Origin of the sequence: Frankia casuarinae, assembly GCF_000013345.1 — a bacterium.
GTDB classification, from domain to species: Bacteria; Actinomycetota; Actinomycetes; order Frankiales; family Frankiaceae; genus Frankia; species Frankia casuarinae.
In genome coordinates this window covers 1,225,957-1,244,078 of sequence record NC_007777.1, presented here as the reverse complement: position 1 = coordinate 1,244,078, position 18,122 = coordinate 1,225,957, and the positions used below count along the sequence as shown (strand labels likewise).

Here is an 18,122-nt window from a genome sequence, read left to right as displayed (position 1 = left end):
GGCCGCGGCTCGCGGCGGCGGCAAAGCTCCGCATCATGGATGCTTCTGCAACTTAGTTGCAGAAGCATCCATGATCTGGTTATCGTTCCTCTGCCCGCCGCACAAAAACTTCCCCGTCCACGTCGGCGGGTGCACCGCGAGGGGAGCCCTGCCATGGTCGCGCAGGCCGGCACCATGCCGAGGGGGGGTCTTCCCGCCCGGGTCCGCGGGGCGCTCGACCGCCGGGAGTGGGCGCGTGTCGGCGGCATGGCCGCGGTCATCGTCGGGCTACACGTGATCGGCTGGGTGACGCTCACGGCAATCATCGCGCCGCACCACTACCGCTTCGGCGCCGACGGCCAGGTCTTCGGGGTCGGTCTCGGAGTCACCGCCTACATCCTCGGCCTGCGCCACGCCTTCGACGCCGACCACATCGCCGCGATCGACAACACCACCCGCAAACTCATGACCGACGGTCAGCGCCCACTGTCCGTCGGCTTCTTCTTCTCCCTCGGCCACTCCACGATTGTGTTCGCCCTGATGCTGCTGTTCAGCGTGGGCGTCCGCTCCCTGGCCGGGCAGATCGAAGCCGACGGCTCGACCCTGCACGACATCACCGCCTGGATCGGCACCGCCGTCTCCGGCGGCTTTCTCTACGCCATCGCCGCGATCAACCTCGGCATTCTCCTCAGCATCATCAGGGTCTTCCGGGACATGCGCCGCGGCGGGTACGACGAGGCCGGCCTGGAAGAGCAGCTGAACTCCCGCGGGCTGATGAACCGCGTCCTCGGCCGCTTCACCAGGGCGGTCACCCGACCCTGGCAGATGTACCCGCTCGGCGTGCTGTTCGGTCTCGGCTTCGACACCGCCACCGAGGTCGCCCTGCTCCTCCTCGCCGCCGGCGCCGCCGGAGCCGGCCTGCCCTGGTACACCGTCCTCGTCCTGCCGATCCTGTTCGCCGCCGGCATGAGCCTGCTCGACACCATCGACGGCTCGTTCATGAACTTCGCCTATGCCTGGGCCTTCTCCCAACCGGTCCGCAAGCTCTACTACAACATCACCATTACCGGGCTGTCCGTCGCGATCGCGTTCCTCATCGGCAGCGTCGAACTGCTCGGCATCCTCGCCGAGAAGGCACATCTCACCGGCGAGTTCTGGGGCTGGATCGCGGGTCTGGATCTCAACGTCGTCGGCTACTTCGTCGTCGGCCTGTTCGTCGCCACCTGGGCCGCCGCTCTGCTGGTCTGGAAGTACGGCCGCATTGAGGAGAGGTGGGCGACGGGCCGGCCCGAGGACGGCCGGGTCGAACCCACCGGCTGACCGCCTGGCGTCCGGTTCGGGGACCACCGACAGCACGGGCCGGGCGGCCGCCCCGAACCCCGGAATGCCGTCGGGTTCAGGCGCGATGCGGCATAAGTGCGTTCGCCGGAATGACCCCGAGCCGGCCGGCCTGATAGTCCTCGACGGCCTGGCGCAGTTCGGCCCGGGTGTTCATGACGAACGGGCCGTACACCTCGACGTGTTCCCGGATCGGCCGACCGCCCAGCAGCAGGACCTCGAGGTTCGGCGAGGACGCGTCCTGCCGGTCGTCCGCGGTGACACCGAGCAGATCCCCCGTTCCGAAGACCGCGAGCTGACCGGCCCGGATCGCCGTGGCGTCCGGGCCCACCGTCCCCCGGCCACCGAGGACGTAGGCAAGGGCGTTGAACTCGGGGTTCCACGGCACGTGCACCGCCGCGCCGGGGGTCAGCGTCGCGTGGACGACGGAGATCGGGGTATGCGTGGCACCCGGGCCCCGGTGGCCCCCGGTGTCACCGGCGATGACCCGCAGCAGGGCACCGCCGTCCGGTGAGGACACCAGGCAGACCTGGCCACCCTCGAGGTTCTGGTACCGCGGCGGGGAGAACTTGTCCTTCGCCGGGAGGTTCACCCAGAGCTGGACACCGTGGAACAGGCCGCCGCTGACGACGAGCTCCTCCGGCGGCGTCTCGATGTGGAGGATGCCCGCGCCGGCGGTCATCCACTGGGTGGCGCCGTCTGCGATCAGTCCGCCGCCGCCGTGCGAGTCCTGGTGCTGGAAGGTTCCGTCGATCATGTAGGTGACGGTCTCGAATCCGCGGTGGGGATGCCACGGGGTTCCCTTGGGCTCGCCCGGCCCGTAGTCGACGGCGCCCATCTCGTCCATGTGGATGAACGGATCCAGCTCGGCGAGCCGTGCTCCGGCGAAGGCCCGACGCACCGGGAAGCCCTCGCCCTCCAACCCGGTGGGCGCGGTGGTCATCCTCCGCACCGGACGGTCGACCTCGCCGAGCACGGGCTCAGCCAGCCGCGGCAGACGGACGGTATCGGCGGTGACGGCAGGCATGTCGTCCTCCTGGCGGGCTCAGGTCGCAGTTCGAGCAGTTCGAGCAGCTCATCCCGGCGCCTCTACTTGTAGATGCAACTACCAACCCGCGCAACCACGGGCCACCCTCGATCCTTCCCGCGAATTTTTTGATCATCAGGGCACGAGCGGGAATCGTTCACCCTCAGCGATAAACCCTGGGAACAACGGCAAGCTGAAAGGACTTCAGTGTAGGTGACTCAACTTCCTCACGTCAGGGTGGACCACATGCCACAGATCCGGGTGCTGCCCGTCCTGCCCATTGACGACGCCGTCGTGCTACCGGGCATGGTCGTGTCTCTCGACATGTCCGATGGTGAGATCCGAGCCGCCGTCGAAGCCGCCCGTGCCGGCGGATCCCGCGGCGCTCCCGGCGCGGCGGTGCCGTGCTGGCACTCGCCGGTCCGCCGGCGTCGGCAAGACATCACTCGGCGAGTCGATCGTCCGGGCCATGGGCCGGTCGTTCGTCCGGGTCGCCCTCGGCGGCGTGCGGGACGAGGCGAAGATCCGCGGTCACCGGCGGACCTACGTCGGCGCGCTGCCCGGCCGCATCGTCCGGGCGATCCGCGAGACGGGTTCAATGAATCCGGTGGTGCTGCTCGACGAGGTCGACAAGCTGGGCGCCGACTACCGGGGGGACCCGACGGCGGCGCTGCTGGAGGTCCTCGACCCCGAGCAGAACCACACCTTCCGGGAGCATTAACATGTCGAAGGTACCATCAACGTATGGTAATCACACCAGGCGGGGGGAATACGCCCAGCAGCGCCACGGACTGACCCAGACCGGGCAGGCGCTGTGTCGTTCGAGAGCGGGCTACTGACCGGCGGGATACGCCCAGCGGCGGTACTAGTGAGGCCCAGGGGAAATGTGGCATGATGGAACACTCGGAAACGCCGCCCCGCCGACCTGAACCCATCAGACCCGGCCCAGCCGGACCACAAATCCCGAATACACGAAAACAGGACACGAATCCGACAACCCGTGCTCCCACGTGGCCAACGGTCCACCACTCCCCTCCATCCCGCCGGCCCGTGGCTATGTCAAGCGATGCCCATTCGGTAGGCCAGTCCGCGTAGATCACGTCCTCCGACGTTCGCTCTGGCACGCTGGAGCATGACGGCAACAGTCTCCCGCACGAGCGGGTGAGTCCGGACCAGCTCTGGCGCGAGCCGTTCCGCTTCGCGGAGTACCGCGAGGGCTTGTTTGTCCTTGCCGCGCGACTGGGCAAGTCCTCGGCCGAAATCGGTGAGGAACTGTGCGCGGCGACGTCCGGAACCGAGCACCGACGTATCCACACCACGCATGATCTCGGGTGCCTTCCCGCCGTCGCCCCGCTCGACTGCGATACTTTGGACAGGCCAGTCAGGCCGGCAAGGGTCTCAAGGGTCATGCCCCGGTAACGGCGACACGAACGGGTACGCGCGCCGATGGTGGTCGGTGCCTCCGGGCTCTGGCCTTCCTCGCCGCGTGCGGCGAGGACCCGGACACGCCGCATGTGCCCAGCCACACCATCGACCTGGGCTGGCACACCTTTCTGCTGCACACCAAGGAGTACAAGCTGTTCTGCCGGCAGGTCGCCGGCCACTTCATCCACCACGTGCCCGACGACGCGCCACCCGACCGCAGCATCAGCGCAGCCAGGCACGCTCGTACGATCACCCTGATGCAACAGGCCGGGTACGCCGTCGACCACGAACTGTGGGCGAAGTGCTCCACATGCTCCGACGAGGGCAACTGCTCGGCAAGCGGCAAGGACGGCGACGAAAATAAGGGCAGCCGGGTCCCCAAGTAGCGGAGTCGAACTTCCCATGAAGTGGAATGATCTGCCGACGCAGGTCCGCGACGCGGTTGAGGCGCAGACCGGACCCGTCACGTCCGCCGACTCGGTGGACGTCGGGGACGGCTGCGACCTCGCCGCGGTCGTGGATGCGGGTGAGCAGCGGCTGGTCGTCAAAGGCGTCCACGGCGGCGGCCGGCGAGCACGCTGGCTCCGTAACGAGCACACGTTCGGACACCTCGCCGCAGGAATCACGCCGAGTCCACGGTTCGCATGCCAGGTCGATGACTGGCTGCTGGTTGGCTTCGAGCATGCGACCGGCCAACCAGCGGACCTCATCCCCGGCTCTCCTGACCTACCCCGCGTCCGGGACGTCGTCAACGACATCTCCCGCCGGACCGGCGAGGGTCTGCGCTCGCTTTCCGATCGATGGCGCAACACGGGTTGGTGGGAGGATCTAAAAACGCTTTCAGCTAGAGTTTTCCCCGATTGGGACGTAGCCACCGCGGCCGTCCACGCGGGCGCTGTAGTCGACGCCGTGGCCGGGAACCGGCTGATTCACACCGACCTTCATGCCCACTAGTTCATGATCAGAGAGGACCGTGTCTGGGTGGTCGACTGGGGCTGGCCGGCGCAGGGTGCCGGCTGGGTAGACGCCGCGTTCATGGTGATCCGTCTCATTGGCGCCGGACATACCCCCCAGCAGGCCGAGCAGTGGGCGGCGGGGCTGGACTGCTGGGCTGGCGGCACCGACGAGGACCGGACCGCCTTCGCCTGCCACGTGGCGGGACTGTGGAGCATGCGAGCGGCGCAGTCGGACAGCCTTGCCGCTCAGAACCGAGCCGCCCTGGCGCGTAGCTATGCCACGTGGCGCCTGACCTGACCACGACCTGTATGGCCATGATGATCCCGTGATCTCGGGTTCGAGGTCAGTGCATCTGAGCCCCAGCCGGCGGGGTTGACTCCAAACCCTCCGTCGGCTGGCCCTTGGGACCCCGGCGAAGCCCCGAGCATGCGGGCCTCGCTGGGGTCCCCTGCCACATCTGGGGTCATCGCAACTTTTCTCTACCCCGTCAAGATCGTCGCCCGGGTGGCGCTCGGCGAGGCCACCCTGCCGGTGACGATCGATGCCGGGAACCTGCCCGGCTACATCGGCCGGCCGCGGCACACCCCGGAGTCGGCGGAGCGCACCGCCCTCCCGGGAGTGGCGACGGGCCTGGCGGTGACCGGCGCCGGCGGTGACGTCCTGTTCGTCGAGGCGTCGCTGGCCGACCCGGAGACCGGCGGGGCCGGGATCACCCTGACCGGGCAGCTCGGCGACGTGATGAAGGAGTCGGCGCAGATCGCGCTGTCCTACCTGCGCTCGCGCGGGGTGGAGCTGGAACTTCCCGTCGGCGATCTGGCCGACCGCGGTGTCCACGTGCACATCCCCGCGGGTGCGGTGCCGAAGGACGGGCCGAGCGCCGGGGTAACGATGACGACGGCCCTGGCGTCGCTGCTGTCCGGTCGGCCGGTCCGGGCGGATGTGGCGATGACCGGCGAGGTGTCGCTGACCGGGCGCGTGCTGCCGATCGGCGGGGTGAAGCAGAAGCTGCTCGCCGCGCACCGCGCCGGCATCACCACGGTGCTGCTGCCGGCGCGTAACGGCCCGGACCTGGACGACGTCCCGGCGCCGGTGCGCGACGCGCTCACCGTCCACCTGGTGACCGACGTCCGGGAGGTGCTGGACCTGGCCCTGGAGCCCGCCTTCGCCACCGGGCGCGCCGACCGGCCGGGCCACGGCGGGCGCTCCTCCACCCCGCTGGCCGCCTGAGGGTCACCCGCCGGCCCTGAGGGTCACCCGCCGGCCCTGAGGGTCACCCGCCGGCCCTGAGGGTCACCCGCCGGCCCTGAGGGTCACCGGCCGTCCGAAGGCCGACCAGGGGCGGCCCAGGGGCCGGGGAGGAGGGTGAGCGAGAGCCAGCGACACGCCGGGGACAAGGTAAACACCATGTGACGAGGGACGCGGAAGACGCAGATGGCGGCTACGGTCGGGGCGTGGATCGTGGTCGCTGTCTTCGGCAGGAGCGCATCGCACAGCAGCGCATCCTGGGGCTCAGTCGGCAAGGGGTGCGCCAGCGACCGCGGGACAATCGCGGGCCCGCCCATCCGCCGAACCGGCCACCCGGCCGGCGCAGGCGCACCCGCTAGATCGTTCTGCCCTCGGCAGCCGCATCGACAAGCGGCTGCGCCTCCCGCGCCGATCCGGACAACCCATGCCGATCCGGACAACCCATACCGATCCGACGCCGCGGCGGGCGGCGTGCCCGTCAACCCGCCGTCGGCCCACTTCCTCCCTCCCCCGGCCCGACTGCGCGCTTCGATCCCGGTCGGTCCCAGGCCGCGGGAGTCGATCACCTTCCCGCCCATTAAAGTGACCCGAACCCATGGGCGGCATGGCGGAGGGACGCAGTCAGCGTGGATGCCCTCAGGCGGGGTTGGGTCGGTCTTGCGCTGTTCTTCGCTGCCCTGGTCCTGATGCCGATCCTGGTGTTCGGCTATCACAGCCAGGAACCCCGGTCCGGTCCGACCCCGGCGGCATCCCCCGCACCCGACGGTCGTCCATCCCGGTCCGGCCCGGGCGCCATGCCCACGCCGTCGTCGACGATGTCCGTCGCACCGTTCACCTTCGCCGGCATCCACCAGGGCGAGACCATCTCCGGCTTCCGCATCATCCGGGTGGAAACGACGGGCTACGCCGGCCCCCTGACGTACGTGCTGAACGGACCGACCGGGCCGTACCGGCGGGATCTCCCAGGCCCGCCGTACCTGTTCACGCCGCATCCCGGCGGATGGCAGACCTCCGAGGTCCCGGACGGGCTGTACACCCTGACCGCGATCCTGGTCGGAGCCGGGAACACTCAGATCTCCATCAGCTTCACCGTCAGTAACGGAGCAGGGACTATAGGATGATCTCGACGGAGCGGGCACTCAGCCATACGACGAGAACCCGAGGGTGCACGTGACGACGGCGACCGCAGACCATAGTGTCAGCGGGATGGATCGACTAGTGTGGATCGACTGCGAGATGACCGGCCTGGACGCCGCGTCGGATCTACTCCTGGAAGTGGCCTGCTTGGTCACGGACAGTGAGCTCAACATCCTCGACGAGGGCATCGGCCTGGTCATCTCGGCGCCGGAGGAGGCGCTGCAGACCATGGAGCCGGTCGTCCGCGAGATGCACGAGGCCTCGGGCCTGACCGCCGCCGTCCGGGCGTCCACCTTGTCCCTCGACGACGCGGAGCGCCAGCTCCTCGACTACGTCCGCACCCGGATTCCCGAGGTGCGCAAGGCCCCGTTGTGCGGCAACTCGATCGCCACGGACCGCACCTTCCTCGCACGCTATCTGCCGTCGCTGGACGCTCACCTGCACTACCGCATGATCGACGTTTCGTCGATCAAGGAGCTCGCCCGCCGCTGGTACGTGCGGGCCTACTACGCGGCTCCGGTCAAACGCGGCGGCCACCGGGCCCTGGCGGACATCCAGGAGAGCATCGAGGAGCTGCGCTACTACCGACGGGCCGTGTTCGTTCCCCAGCCGGGGCCGGGCACCGAGCAGGCCCGCGCGATCGCCGCCGAGATCCGCGACCAGGCCGATGCGTCGCTGGCCTCCCTGACCGCCGGAGGCTCCGAGCACCCGCAACCGGACGACCCGGCCGGTTCACCCGCGCGGCTGGACGGGAGACCTTCCACCGCCCGCCTGAACGGGCAGTGATCTCGCAGAGCGCGGCGGGCATGACCGGGGTAACCCCCTTGCCCATCCAGTGGCGCGGACCGGTACGATAGCTTCGCTTGGTCAGGCGGCGTGGGTGGAACGTCCCGGATTCGGAATATCCCGGATTCGCACCGGTCGGAGGATCTCCGGTCCGGCCGGGTCTCCTCCTTCGGCATGGCAGCCAGGTTCTGGTGGGTGTAGCTCAGCTGGTAGAGCACCGGGTTGTGGTCCCGGTGGCCGCGGGTTCAAGTCCCGTCACCCACCCCAGAGCAATATCCCGCCGACCAGGCCCCGCGGGTTGGCGGACAGAGGCCCACCGTGGCAACCGTGCGGCCCCGCCGGGCTCACTCGATGTCGAACAGCCCCTGACGAACCGCGTACATCACGGCCTCCATCCGCGAGTGCAGCTGCAGTTTGTCCAGGATGTTACGAACGTGGTTCTTGACCGTGTTCTCACTGATGAACAGCTTGCGGGCAATCTCGCGGTTCGCGCGCCCCTCAGCGACCAGCTTCAGTACCTCGAGTTCTCGCGCGGTCAGGTGCGGGGCGTGCGCCCGAGGACGGTCCTCGGTACCCCGGGCCATCGTGGCGAACTCGACCATCAACTTCGATGCCATCGAAGGACTGATCAGGCTCTGCCCATTGTGGACAGCCCGCACCGCGTCGGCCACCTCGTGCGGCGGAATCGACTTCAGCAGGTACCCGACCGCACCCGCCTTGATCGCCTCGAACAGGTCAGACTCCTCGTCCGAGACCGTGAGCATCACGATACGCGTGCGCGGAACAGCACGTTTGATGGCACCCGCCGCGGCGATCCCGTCCCGGCCCGGCATCCGGACATCCATCAGGACGATGTCCGGCGATGTCCCGGAGGCCAAGGTCAGAGCCTCTTGACCGTTACCGGCCCGGCCGACGACGCTGATGTCCTCCTCGATCTCCAGGACCGTCTGCAGGCCCTGAAGGAACAACTCATGATCATCTACTACGAGGACCCGGATCAGCGCGGAGCCCTCGACGGAGTCGGCTTCAGCGGCCGACGGCGGCACGACACTGGCCGTCATCACACATCCGGGAATCAGGATCGAATGGTCCGAGCGGCGGCAACCCGGACGCGAACGAAAGGCGGTTCGGACACCATCCCACTCTACGTGATGAAGTACACACCCGAGGTCGTGACGGCGCCGAAGTGGTGCCACCATCTTGCCCGATAAACGCATCCGACATGCCGGAAATAGTACGCGGTGGACGCTGCCACCCACCCGCATAGGACCATGTTCGCGTGGCGAGTCGCGCCCGGTTTCCTCCTGGCAACGACCCCGGCGACCAGAGCGGCAAGCCAGCACCAGCAGCAGCACCAGCAGCACCAGCAGCACCAGCAGCACCAGCAGCACCAGCAGCACCAGCAGCACCAGCAGCACCAGCAGCACCAGCAGCACCAGCAGCACCAGCAGCACCAGCAAGATCATTGGATATCGAGCGGGGGCGATGAGTGACCACATGACGGTTTATGCAGGAAATTACCGAGAGTTATTAATCTGATACAGTCATCTAAGAATCCTCGAAATAGTGGGCCGCTTTGCCTGGCGTGATCGGCGGATGACCGTCAATATCACCGGTATGGCCGCAGCATCCAGCAGCTCCCAGCCACGACTCCACATTAAGCCGGGTACCACCTGGTCCGAGGCGTTCACCACCTGCCGCCAGGTTGCCCCCGAGGCGTTCGACGAGGACCGCCTCCGTAATCTCTGGGGCGGGCACTGGCATCGAACTGGAAATCCACTGCACAGCCTGTCCCCCGTCGACGGCACACCGATCGCCGGGCCCCCGATGATCGAGCAGGACGAGGCCCGGGATGCGATCCGGGCCGCTCTCGACGACCACAAGCACTGGCGCGACGTGGCGCTGCCCGAGCGCAAGGCCCGAGTACGCGCCGCCGTTGACGCCATGGACGCCCACCGCGACCTGCTGGCTCTCCTGCTCGTCTGGGAGATCGGCAAGCCCTGGCGACTGGCGCGCACCGACGTCGACCGTGCCCTCGACGGGGTGCGCTGGTACATCGACGAGATCGACGGCATGATCGCCGGGCGCACCCCGCTACCCGGTCCGGTGAGCAACATCGCCAGCTGGAACTACCCGATGAGCGTGCTCATGCATGCCGTGCTCGTCCAGATCCTCGCCGGCAACGGCACCATCGCCAAGACCCCGACCGACGGCGGCGCCGCCTGCCTGACCCTGGCGAGCGCACTGGCCCGCCGGGAGGGTCTGCCGGTCTCGCTGGTCTCCGGATCGGGTTCCCGGCTGAGCTCGGCGCTGGTCCGCGCCCCCGAGATCGGCTGCCTGGCCTTCGTGGGCGGCCGGTCGGCGGGTGGCCAGGTCGCCGCTGCCCTGGTCGACACCGGTAAGCGCCACTTCCTAGAGCAGGAGGGCCTCAACGCCTGGGGTATCTGGGATTTCTCCCAGTGGGACGTGCTCGCCGCCCATCTGAAGAAGGGCTTCGAGTACGGCAAGCAGCGCTGCACCGCCTACCCCCGCTACGTCGTCCAGCGCCAACTGTTCGACAGGTTCCTCCAGATGTACCTGCCGGTGGTCTCCGGCGTCCGGTTCGGCCATCCCCTCGCCGTCGCCGACGACACCGACCAGCTGCCCGAGCTGGACTACGGCCCGGTCATCACCGCGGACAAGGCGACCGAGCTGGCCGCGAAGATCGACGAGGCGATCACGAAGGGCGGCGTGCCGATCTACCGCGGAGACCTCGCGGACGGCCGGTTCATCCCCGGGCAGGACACCTCCGCCTACGTGCCGCCGGTGGCGATCCTGAGCCCGCCGGCGTCGTCCGCGCTGCACCACGCGGAGCCGTTCGGCCCGGTCGACACCATCGTCGTCGTCGACTCGGAGGCTGAGCTGCTGGCGGCGATGAACGCCTCCAACGGCGCGCTGGTTGCCTCACTGGCCTGCGACGACGAGTCCCATGCCCGCCGGCTCGCCGGGGAGCTGCAGGCGTTCAAGGTCGGAGTCAACAAGCCGCGCTCCCGCGGCGACCGGGACGAGCCGTTCGGTGGCCGCGGCGCCTCCTGGAAGGGGGCCTTCGTCGGCGGTGTCCATCTGGCCAGGGCCGTCACCGTAGGCACGGACGCCGACGAGCGGCTCGTCGGCAACTTCCCGAGCTACTCCCTCTACCCGGCCGTCTGACCTGCCCGGCCGCTCCTGCCAGAAGGAGGATTCGACCAGGCCGGTAGGCCGTGCTCGGCGAGTGGTCCAAGGCGCAGGCCGGCGTCGTCGCAGCGCGCGGCGATCCCGGGCAGAGCCCCGAGCGCGCTGCGCCAGGCCCCGGGGGCCGATGTGCAGTCACAGTCGTGCAGCAGCACCGTGGCGCCCCCGCACAGGTCGGGGGCGAGGGTGCCCAGCACGCTGCCCGGCGTCGCCTCGGCCGTCCAGTCGCGTCCCCATGCCGACCACAGGACGGGGCTGAGGTCGAGGCGGCGGGCCGCGACGAGCAGCCCGGCCGAGAGGATGCCGTGCGGCGGCCGGACGAACCGCGGCGCGCGACCGGTGATCTCGACGACCAGGTCCCGGGTGCGGGCGAGATGGTCGTGCGTGGAGCGGGGACCGCGCAACAGCATCGGGCGATGATCCCAGCCGTGCACGGCCAGCTCGTGCCCGGCGGCGGCCATCTCCCGCGCCAACGTCGGTGCGCGTTCCAGCAGACCACCGAGGACGAAGAACGTCGCCCGCACGTCGAGTTCGGCGAGCACGTCGAGAAACTGTGGCGTGGACACGGGATCCGGACCATCGTCGAAGGTGAGCGCGACGTGATCGGGCGCGCCGAGCCCTGCGAGCGCCGGCGTCCACCGCAGCCGTAGTCGACGCAGTGTGGTGAGCGACGGAATGCCGTAGGTGAGCCCGGCCGCGCCGCCCAGGGTCAACGCCGTGGCGGCGGCACGGCGTGCCATGGCGGGCCTGCGCGTCGCAACGGACCGCGTCATGGCAAAAACTCTCCCACAGATCCGGTCTCGCCTTCCGACCGGCGCCCCCATGCCCACCGCCACGGGTACCGCCATGCCCCGCCCCCAGCCTCCGTCTCGGCCACGACCGCCCGCGCTAGCGGAGCTACTCGGGTCTCTGGATAGAACAGCTATGGGCGGTACGTTCAGTAATGTCCGCTCGTGGGGACGGCACACCCGTCACCAGAACAGCGCCGGGCAGGAAGCACGATGAGGTGGTGGGCAGCCGGGCAGGGTCGGACGTGATCGGGGATCCGGTGATACCGGCCGGCGCGGCGGGGCAGGAAGGGGCGGACCGTGCGGATCGGACGGCGGGGACCGATCGGCTGGCTGTTCGTCGTCGCGATCGTCCTGGTCGGGGGTGCCCTGGTGGTGAACAGGACCTCCGACGACAGGCCACGGGTGGCGTTGTGGGGCGACTCGCTCGCCTGGGAGGCGGGTGACGCCTTCGACGAGGCGGCCCGCGCGGACGGCGGGACCGCCGTGCTGGTGCGCACCTGGGGTGGCACGGCTCCCTGCGACTGGCTCATGGACATCCGCGACCAGGCGCGGCGTTGGCGGCCGACCACCGCGGTTCTGGTGTTCTCCGGCAACCAGGTGACGCCCTGTATGCAGGGTCGTGACCTGGTGACGGCCTACCGGGAGGACGTGACGAAGGCCGTCACGATGCTGACGAATCAGGGCATCGAAGTCGTCCTCGTGGATGCGCCGCCACGGCGTGACCAGACGGTCGACGAGGCCGGGATGACCCCGTTGGACCGCCTGTGGCGCCAGATCGCCGCGGAGCACGAACGTACCCGGGTGGTCCCCGCGGGTCGGGTCCTGACCATGGACGGCCGGTTCACCTCGACGATGCCCTGTGCCGCGGGCGAGACCTGCGAGCCCGGCGGGGTCGTCACGGTCCGCAGCCCCGACGGGGTCCACTTCTGTCCGTTGCCCCAGAAGCCGATGACAGCCTGCCCGGTCCCGTCCCCTGGCGCCGTCCGCTTCGGCACCGCGATCGCTCGGGAGACCCTCCAGCCGGCCGCGGGCTGACCGCCAGCCGACCGATCGGGGGCTGACCGAGGGCTGACCGGGCCGATCCACCATCTTCTAGGCTTCCCGGGCTTCCCGGGACCTCGTCGAGAATTCGCCGGAATGTTCAGGCGACCTTGCGGTGCATCCCGATCCGACGGCCGCTCAGCGAACGACGATGATCACCCAGCTCGTCGTGCCAGGAGAGGAACGTCTGATCGGGCGCGCCAACCTGGGAGAGCTTATAGGCGAGTTCGGCAGCGAGCGCCTCGACCTGGTGCGGCTGGTGGACCCGGACCCACAGACCGTGCTCGTCGAACGCGGCGACCCTGGCGCGGTCCCGCAGGTCGGCGTCCAGCCGGTCGGCGAGTTCACCTGGTGTGGCGATTCCGCTGGGCAGCCGTGGCCAGGCGATCTCCATCAACAGACCGTTCGCCTTCATGATCCCCTCCTCTGATCGCCGCCGGCCCCGGGTGACCGCTCGGTCGATCGGGGCGGCGGGCGGGCTCGCTCGTCGCCCCGTGAGGGCATCCCCTCAGACTTGAGGGCGAACCATGACATTACGGAATGAGGTCGCCCTCGCCGGTCAGCCAGCCGCTCGCCGGTCAGCACCGCTGTCCGCGGTCGGGCTGAGATCCACGGGCGTGACGGACTCCGCGGGCGTGACCGACTCCGCGGTGAAGGCGGCCCACAGGCGGGAATACGGGCCGCCGGCGTGCACCAGCTCGGCGTGCGGCCCCTGCTCGACCACCCGGCCGTCCGCCATCACGACCACCCGGTCGGCCCTGGCCGCCGTGGTGAGCCGATGGGCGACGATGATCGTGGTCCGCCGGGTGGCCACCGCCTCCGAGGCTGCCGTGACCGCAGCCTCCGTCGCGAGGTCGAGCGCCGCGGTCGCCTCGTCGAACAGCAGGATGTCCGGGTCGGCGAGCTCCGCGCGGGCGAGCGCCAGGAGCTGACGCTGGCCGGCGGACAGTCCCCGGCCGCGTTCGCCGACCAGATGATCGTAGCCGTCGGCCAGGCGGGTGATGAACGCGTGGGCGCCGACCGCCCGCGCCGCCGCCACGACCTCGGCGTCGGAGGCATCCGGCCGAGCGTAGGCGATGGCGTCCCGGACCGTGCCGGAGAACAAGAACGGCTCCTGCGGAACGACGCCGAGCCGTCGCCGGTAGGCGGGCAGGTCGAAGTCGCGCACGTCAACACCGTCCACCCGCACCGCGCCCTCGGTCACGTCGTAGAACCGGGCGATCAGCTTCACCACCGTGGACTTGCCCGCGCCGGTCTCCCCGACCAGGGCGACTGTCTCCCCCGGGGCGATGCGCAGGCTCACCCCGTTCACGGCGTTTCCCGCCGGCCCCGCGTTTCCCGCCGGCCCCGCGTTCTCCGTCCGCGCGGCAGTGCCTCCCACGTAGGCGAACCGGACGCCGTCCAGGACCACCTCGCCGGCCAGCCGTCCGACCGGTCGCGGGTACTCGGCCGACGGCGTCGAGGTCGGAGTCCGCAGCAGCTCGGAAAGCCGGCGCAGACCGACCCGGGCCTGCTGATAACCGTCGAACACCTGGGACAGTTGCTGCACCGGCGCGAAGAAGAGGTCCACGTAGAGCAGGAACGCGAGTAGTGCTCCCGGCGACAGGGATCCGCCGACGGCCAGGTGGGCGCCGATTCCCAGCACGAGAGCACCCGCGATCCGGGAGAGGAACTCGACGAACGGGAAGTAGAGAGCGATCATCCGTTGTGCCCGCAGCCGCGAGCGGCGGTAGCTGTCCGCGAGCTCGCGGAACCTCGCCTGGTTGACCGCTTCCCGGCCGAACGCCTGGGCGATGCGCAGCCCGGTCAGGTTCTCCTGCAGCGATGCGTTGACGGCGCTGACCCGTTCCCGGGACTCGGTGTAGGCGGCGGAGGAGCGACGCCGGAACACCACCGTCACCACGATCAGGATCGGCAGTACGGCGACGACGACCAGGGCGAGCTCGGCGTCCAGCACGATCAACGCCACCAGGACGCCGAAGAAGGACAGCAGGCTGACGATGGCGGTGGTCAGGCCGGTCTGCAGGAAGGTCGACAGGGCGTCGACGTCGGTCGTCATCCGGGTCATGATCCGGCCGGCGAGCTCGCGCTCGTAGTAGTCGAGCCCGAGGCGCTGCAGCTGCGCAAAGGTCTTCACCCGCAGGATGTAGAGCAGCCGCTCCCCCATCCGGCCCGTGACACGGGTCTGCCACACCTGCACCGCCCAGTTGACCAGCACCACCGCCAGCGCGACACCGGCGGTGGCGAACAGGACGTCACGTGCCCCGACGCTCACGCCGGCGTCGACGGCATGCCGCACCAACGCTGGCAGGGCGAGACCCGCGACGGCGTCTGCCGCCACCAGCAGCAGGCCCAGGATGAGCGGCCAGCGGACCACGGCCAGCAGCCGGTGCAGCGAGAATGCCGGGTCGGGGGCGGCCGCCGCAGCCTGGTCGACCCGCGGCTCGTCGAGCGCCGGGGGCAGGGCGTCGACCCGGGCGAGCAGGTCGGGGGTCGCCGGCATGTCACCGAAGGGGCCCCCGCCGCCGAGCCCCCGGCCGAGACCACCCCGGGTAGCACCACCCCGGAGAACATTTCCCTTTCTTTTCCCTTGCCTACTTCCTTTCCCTTGCCTACTTCCTTGCCTATCCAGAGCCTTTTGCGTCTGATTTATCCCTCTGGACAGGCAAGAAAGGCCGGGGTCGGGAGACGGGGACGGGGACGAGAGCTGGTCGGGAAGGCCCTCGCCGGGGCCGGCGAGCAGATGGCGGAACAGAGGACATCGGGCCGTCAGTTCGGCCTCGGTCCCGACGTCGACGATCCGGCCGGCGTCGAGCACGGCGATCCGGTCGGCAAGGCGCAGGGTGGAGCGCCGGTGCGCGATGAGCAGAGTGGTGCGGCCACGCATGATCGTCCGAAGCGTGTCATGGATCTCGGCCTCGATCCGGGCGTCCACGGCCGAGGTCGCGTCGTCGAGGAGCAGGACGCGGGGATCGGTGAGTAGCGCGCGGGCGAGCGCGACGCGCTGGCGCTGGCCGCCGGAGAGGGTCAGGCCCTGTTCTCCCACGACGGTGTCATAGCCGTCGGGCAGGCCGCGGATGAAGACGTCCGCCTGCGCCGCCCGCGCGGCCGCGATGATCTGGTCGTCCGTGGCACCCGGCCGGCCGTAGGCGATGTTCGCGCGCACCGTGTCGGAGAACAGGAAACTGTCCTCGAAGACGACCCCGATCTGCGCCCGCAGCGACGACAGTGTCACCGTGCGGATGTCCACACCGTCAAGGCGGACCGTCCCGGCCTGGGGGTCGTAGAACCGCGGCAGCAGCATCGCGACCGTCGACTTACCCGAACCGGACGTGCCGACGAGGGCGACCGTCTCCCCCGGTTCGATCCGCAGGCTCACGTCCCGCAGCACGGGGCGAGACGGAGCGTAGCCGAACGTGACACTGTCCAGGTCGACCAGCCCGCGGATCCGGCCAAGGCGCACGGCGTCCGGCCGGTCCGTGATCGCCGGCTGCGAATCGATGATCTCGAAGATGCGTATCGTGCTGGCCTTGGCCTGCTGGCCCACGGTGAGCAGACCGGCGAGGGTCCGCGTCGGCCCGATCAGGGCGCCGAGATAGGTGCTGAACGCGAGGAAGGTACCGAGGGTGATCCGGTCCGTCAGCGCCAGCCAGCCGCCGAGCGCCAGCACCGCGACCTGGCCGAGCGCGGGAACGGCCTGCATCGCCGCACCGAACCTGCTGGTGATGCGCACCGCACGCATCCGAAGCGCGAACAGCCACCGGGCGTCCACCGCCAGCCGGTCCAGCTCGCGGGCCTCCTGTCCGAACCCCTTCACCACCCGGACGCCGGCGACGGCCTCTTCGACCGCTCCGGCAACCTCGCCAGCCTGCTGCTGCGCCGCCCAGGTCGCCGGGAAGACCGTGCGTCGGGCGCTGTAGCCGACGATGAACAGCGCCGGCCCCAGCGCGAGCGCGATGACAGTGAGCAGCGGGGACAGCCAGGCCATCACCACAAGGGACACGACGAAGAGCACCAGGTTGCCGCTCATCATCGGCAGGTAGGACAGCAGACCCTGGACCACGGTGACGTCCGAGATCGCCCGGCTCACCACCTGCCCGGTCTGGAGCTGGTCCTGCCGGGCCCCGTCGAGGCGCTCGATGGCGCTGAAGACGGCGTCGCGCAGGTCGTACTGGACGTCGAGGGAGAGCCGACCACCGACGTAGCGTCGGACGAACGCGGCGGCGAAGACGACGACCCCGGCCCCGAGCAGAATGGCGACGTAGGGTGCGAGAGAGTGGCGGTGCGTGACTACGACGTTGTCGATGACCTGCCGCTCGACCAACGGGACGGCGGCCGTGACGAGCGTGCCGAGCAGCGCGGCGCCGAAGGCCAAGGCGGCGTTGCGGCGGTACACGAGGATCTCGCGGAGAATCCTGCGCAGCCAGCCGGCCGCCGGTTTCTCCGGCCCGGCCTCCTCGGCTTTCTCCGGCCCGGGCGCGGCAGGCTCCTCGGCTGGTTGGGGCCGTGGGCGTGGGCTGGGCAACTGCGATCGCTCGACGGGAGCCAGAGCCGGATGCGGACTGGGGTCCGGCCGATCCGGCGGTCCGTGCGAGGGACGGGCCGTGTCAGCGGACGATGCTTCGGAGCTCGCGGTGGGCCTCCAGGTCGTCAGGTCCGATTCGGTACCCGCGTGACGCCGGTCCGGATCGGACGCGAAGGCTGGGACGAGACGCCAAAGCCGCCGCGTCCCAGCCTCACCGCGGTGTCCCAGCCTGACCGTACGTCCGGCAGGCCCGCGGCGTCGGCCACGTCATGTCTATCAGCGAAACATTCCTGGAACCCCGCTGATGCCCGTCACGGCTCCGAGCCGAGACCACAGGAAGCCGCGGGTCCCGAGCAAGGTCCCGAGCGAGCAAGGTCCCGAGCAAGATCAGCCCCGGAGGACACGCAGGGACCCCGGAGGACACACAGGGACCCCGGAGCCCCCGCCATCGGCGATCTCCAAGGTGGCCGCCGGTACCGAGCGCCGCGCCCGCACCCCCCGGCCACTCGTCTCCAGCGCCTGGTAGAGTTCTGCATGTCGCCGCGGGGACGCGGAGGCAACGCGCCGCTAGCTCAATTGGCAGAGCAGCGGACTCTTAATCCGCGGGTTCGGGGTTCAAGTCCCTGGCGGCGCACCCGTATCTACCAGCGGTTTCGTCCAT

The 18,122-nt window shown here is 69.7% G+C and carries 14 protein-coding genes, 2 tRNA genes and 2 pseudogenes; 12 read left to right on the top strand and 6 right to left on the bottom strand.

All coding sequences use genetic code 11. The features are described 5' to 3' along the window. Window positions 1–153: 153 nt before the first annotated feature. Window positions 154–1,299 carry a HoxN/HupN/NixA family nickel/cobalt transporter gene (locus FRANCCI3_RS05255; RefSeq protein WP_023842108.1) on the top strand — a complete coding sequence of 382 codons (1,146 nt, stop codon included), beginning with the start codon at window positions 154–156 and terminating at the stop codon, window positions 1,297–1,299. A 76-nt stretch (window positions 1,300–1,375) separates the two neighbouring features. Here the strand turns inward: FRANCCI3_RS05255 and FRANCCI3_RS05250 are convergent, their stop codons facing one another. Then, complete coding sequence (locus tag FRANCCI3_RS05250; protein ID WP_011435498.1) at window positions 1,376–2,344, bottom strand: pirin family protein; 969 nt, start codon at window positions 2,342–2,344, stop codon at window positions 1,376–1,378. Between the two features lie 389 nt (window positions 2,345–2,733). Here FRANCCI3_RS05250 and FRANCCI3_RS05245 point away from each other — a divergent pair. Further along, a pseudogene (locus FRANCCI3_RS05245) lies at window positions 2,734–3,062 on the top strand (AAA family ATPase); the annotation flags it as partial. Between the two features lie 341 nt (window positions 3,063–3,403). On the opposite strand, the gene FRANCCI3_RS26000 reads toward FRANCCI3_RS05245, so the two are convergent. Next, a complete protein-coding gene (locus FRANCCI3_RS26000; RefSeq protein ID WP_035913270.1) occupies window positions 3,404–3,658 on the bottom strand; it encodes a hypothetical protein in 255 nt (84 codons plus the stop codon). 200 nt (window positions 3,659–3,858) lie between these two features. On the opposite strand from FRANCCI3_RS26000, the gene FRANCCI3_RS05235 reads away from it, so the two are divergent. The 7 genes and pseudogenes from FRANCCI3_RS05235 to FRANCCI3_RS05205 all read left to right on the top strand — a co-directional run bounded on the left by FRANCCI3_RS05235 (window position 3,859) and on the right by FRANCCI3_RS05205 (window position 8,161). Beyond that, the gene (locus tag FRANCCI3_RS05235; protein WP_023842106.1) at window positions 3,859–4,155 is read left to right on the top strand and encodes a hypothetical protein; all 297 of its coding nucleotides are present in this window, start codon (window positions 3,859–3,861) and stop codon (window positions 4,153–4,155) included. 16 nt (window positions 4,156–4,171) lie between these two features. Next, the gene (locus FRANCCI3_RS23200) at window positions 4,172–4,723 is read left to right on the top strand and encodes a hypothetical protein (RefSeq protein ID WP_011435494.1); all 552 of its coding nucleotides are present in this window, start codon (window positions 4,172–4,174) and stop codon (window positions 4,721–4,723) included. A 3-nt stretch (window positions 4,724–4,726) separates the two neighbouring features. Then, the gene (locus tag FRANCCI3_RS23195) at window positions 4,727–5,023 is read left to right on the top strand and encodes a hypothetical protein (RefSeq protein WP_011435493.1); all 297 of its coding nucleotides are present in this window, start codon (window positions 4,727–4,729) and stop codon (window positions 5,021–5,023) included. Window positions 5,024–5,215: 192 nt separating this feature from the next. Beyond that, window positions 5,216–5,953 (top strand): annotated as a pseudogene (locus FRANCCI3_RS05225) (S16 family serine protease); the annotation flags it as partial. Between the two features lie 644 nt (window positions 5,954–6,597). Further along, the gene (locus tag FRANCCI3_RS05215) at window positions 6,598–7,092 is read left to right on the top strand and encodes a hypothetical protein (protein ID WP_011435491.1); all 495 of its coding nucleotides are present in this window, start codon (window positions 6,598–6,600) and stop codon (window positions 7,090–7,092) included. Between the two features lie 85 nt (window positions 7,093–7,177). Continuing rightward, a complete protein-coding gene (gene orn / locus FRANCCI3_RS05210) occupies window positions 7,178–7,894 on the top strand; it encodes an oligoribonuclease (RefSeq protein WP_173645827.1) in 717 nt (238 codons plus the stop codon). Between the two features lie 191 nt (window positions 7,895–8,085). After that, window positions 8,086–8,161, top strand: a tRNA-His gene (locus tag FRANCCI3_RS05205). Window positions 8,162–8,238: 77 nt separating this feature from the next. Here the strand turns inward: FRANCCI3_RS05205 and FRANCCI3_RS05200 are convergent. After that, window positions 8,239–8,955 (bottom strand): response regulator, encoded by a 717-nt coding sequence (locus FRANCCI3_RS05200; protein ID WP_011435489.1) that lies wholly within the window; start codon window positions 8,953–8,955, stop codon window positions 8,239–8,241. Window positions 8,956–9,511: 556 nt separating this feature from the next. On the opposite strand from FRANCCI3_RS05200, the gene FRANCCI3_RS05195 reads away from it, so the two are divergent. Continuing rightward, the gene (locus tag FRANCCI3_RS05195) at window positions 9,512–11,083 is read left to right on the top strand and encodes an aldehyde dehydrogenase family protein (RefSeq protein WP_035941858.1); all 1,572 of its coding nucleotides are present in this window, start codon (window positions 9,512–9,514) and stop codon (window positions 11,081–11,083) included. On the opposite strand, the gene FRANCCI3_RS05190 is transcribed toward FRANCCI3_RS05195, so the two are convergent. Next, entirely contained in the window at window positions 11,068–11,877 is an 810-nt protein-coding gene (locus FRANCCI3_RS05190; RefSeq protein WP_011435487.1) for a polysaccharide deacetylase family protein, read from the bottom strand. The two genes, FRANCCI3_RS05195 and FRANCCI3_RS05190, sit on opposite strands and share 16 nt — an antisense overlap. Window positions 11,878–12,192: 315 nt before the next feature. Here FRANCCI3_RS05190 and FRANCCI3_RS05185 point away from each other — a divergent pair, with 315 nt between their 5' ends. Continuing rightward, window positions 12,193–12,930, top strand: a complete 738-nt coding sequence (locus FRANCCI3_RS05185) for an SGNH hydrolase domain-containing protein (protein ID WP_011435486.1) — start codon at window positions 12,193–12,195, stop codon at window positions 12,928–12,930. Between the two features lie 106 nt (window positions 12,931–13,036). Here FRANCCI3_RS05185 and FRANCCI3_RS05180 read toward each other — a convergent pair whose 3' ends face one another. Together FRANCCI3_RS05180 and FRANCCI3_RS05175 are read right to left on the bottom strand one after the other, a co-directional pair. Continuing rightward, complete coding sequence (locus tag FRANCCI3_RS05180; RefSeq protein ID WP_011435485.1) at window positions 13,037–13,351, bottom strand: hypothetical protein; 315 nt, start codon at window positions 13,349–13,351, stop codon at window positions 13,037–13,039. Between the two features lie 144 nt (window positions 13,352–13,495). Then, window positions 13,496–17,461 carry an ABC transporter ATP-binding protein gene (locus tag FRANCCI3_RS05175; RefSeq protein WP_011435484.1) on the bottom strand — a complete coding sequence of 1,322 codons (3,966 nt, stop codon included), beginning with the start codon at window positions 17,459–17,461 and terminating at the stop codon, window positions 13,496–13,498. 561 nt (window positions 17,462–18,022) lie between these two features. Here FRANCCI3_RS05175 and FRANCCI3_RS05170 point away from each other — a divergent pair. Next, a tRNA-Lys gene (locus FRANCCI3_RS05170) sits at window positions 18,023–18,095 on the top strand. Window positions 18,096–18,122: the final 27 nt, after the last annotated feature.

Excerpts from the sequence above, each read along its gene's own strand:
- FRANCCI3_RS05255 (WP_023842108.1), top strand. The coding sequence starts at position 154 with ATGGTCGCGCAGGCCGGCACCATGCCGAGGGGGGGTCTTCCCGCCCGG.
- FRANCCI3_RS05250 (WP_011435498.1), bottom strand. The coding sequence starts at position 2,344 with ATGCCTGCCGTCACCGCCGATACCGTCCGTCTGCCGCGGCTGGCTGAG.
- FRANCCI3_RS23200 (WP_011435494.1), top strand. The coding sequence starts at position 4,172 with ATGAAGTGGAATGATCTGCCGACGCAGGTCCGCGACGCGGTTGAGGCG.
- FRANCCI3_RS23195 (WP_011435493.1), top strand. The coding sequence starts at position 4,727 with ATGATCAGAGAGGACCGTGTCTGGGTGGTCGACTGGGGCTGGCCGGCG.
- orn (WP_173645827.1), top strand. The coding sequence starts at position 7,178 with ATGGATCGACTAGTGTGGATCGACTGCGAGATGACCGGCCTGGACGCC.
- FRANCCI3_RS05200 (WP_011435489.1), bottom strand. The coding sequence starts at position 8,955 with ATGACGGCCAGTGTCGTGCCGCCGTCGGCCGCTGAAGCCGACTCCGTC.
- FRANCCI3_RS05195 (WP_035941858.1), top strand. The coding sequence starts at position 9,512 with ATGGCCGCAGCATCCAGCAGCTCCCAGCCACGACTCCACATTAAGCCG.
- FRANCCI3_RS05190 (WP_011435487.1), bottom strand. The coding sequence starts at position 11,877 with ATGACGCGGTCCGTTGCGACGCGCAGGCCCGCCATGGCACGCCGTGCC.
- FRANCCI3_RS05180 (WP_011435485.1), bottom strand. The coding sequence starts at position 13,351 with ATGAAGGCGAACGGTCTGTTGATGGAGATCGCCTGGCCACGGCTGCCC.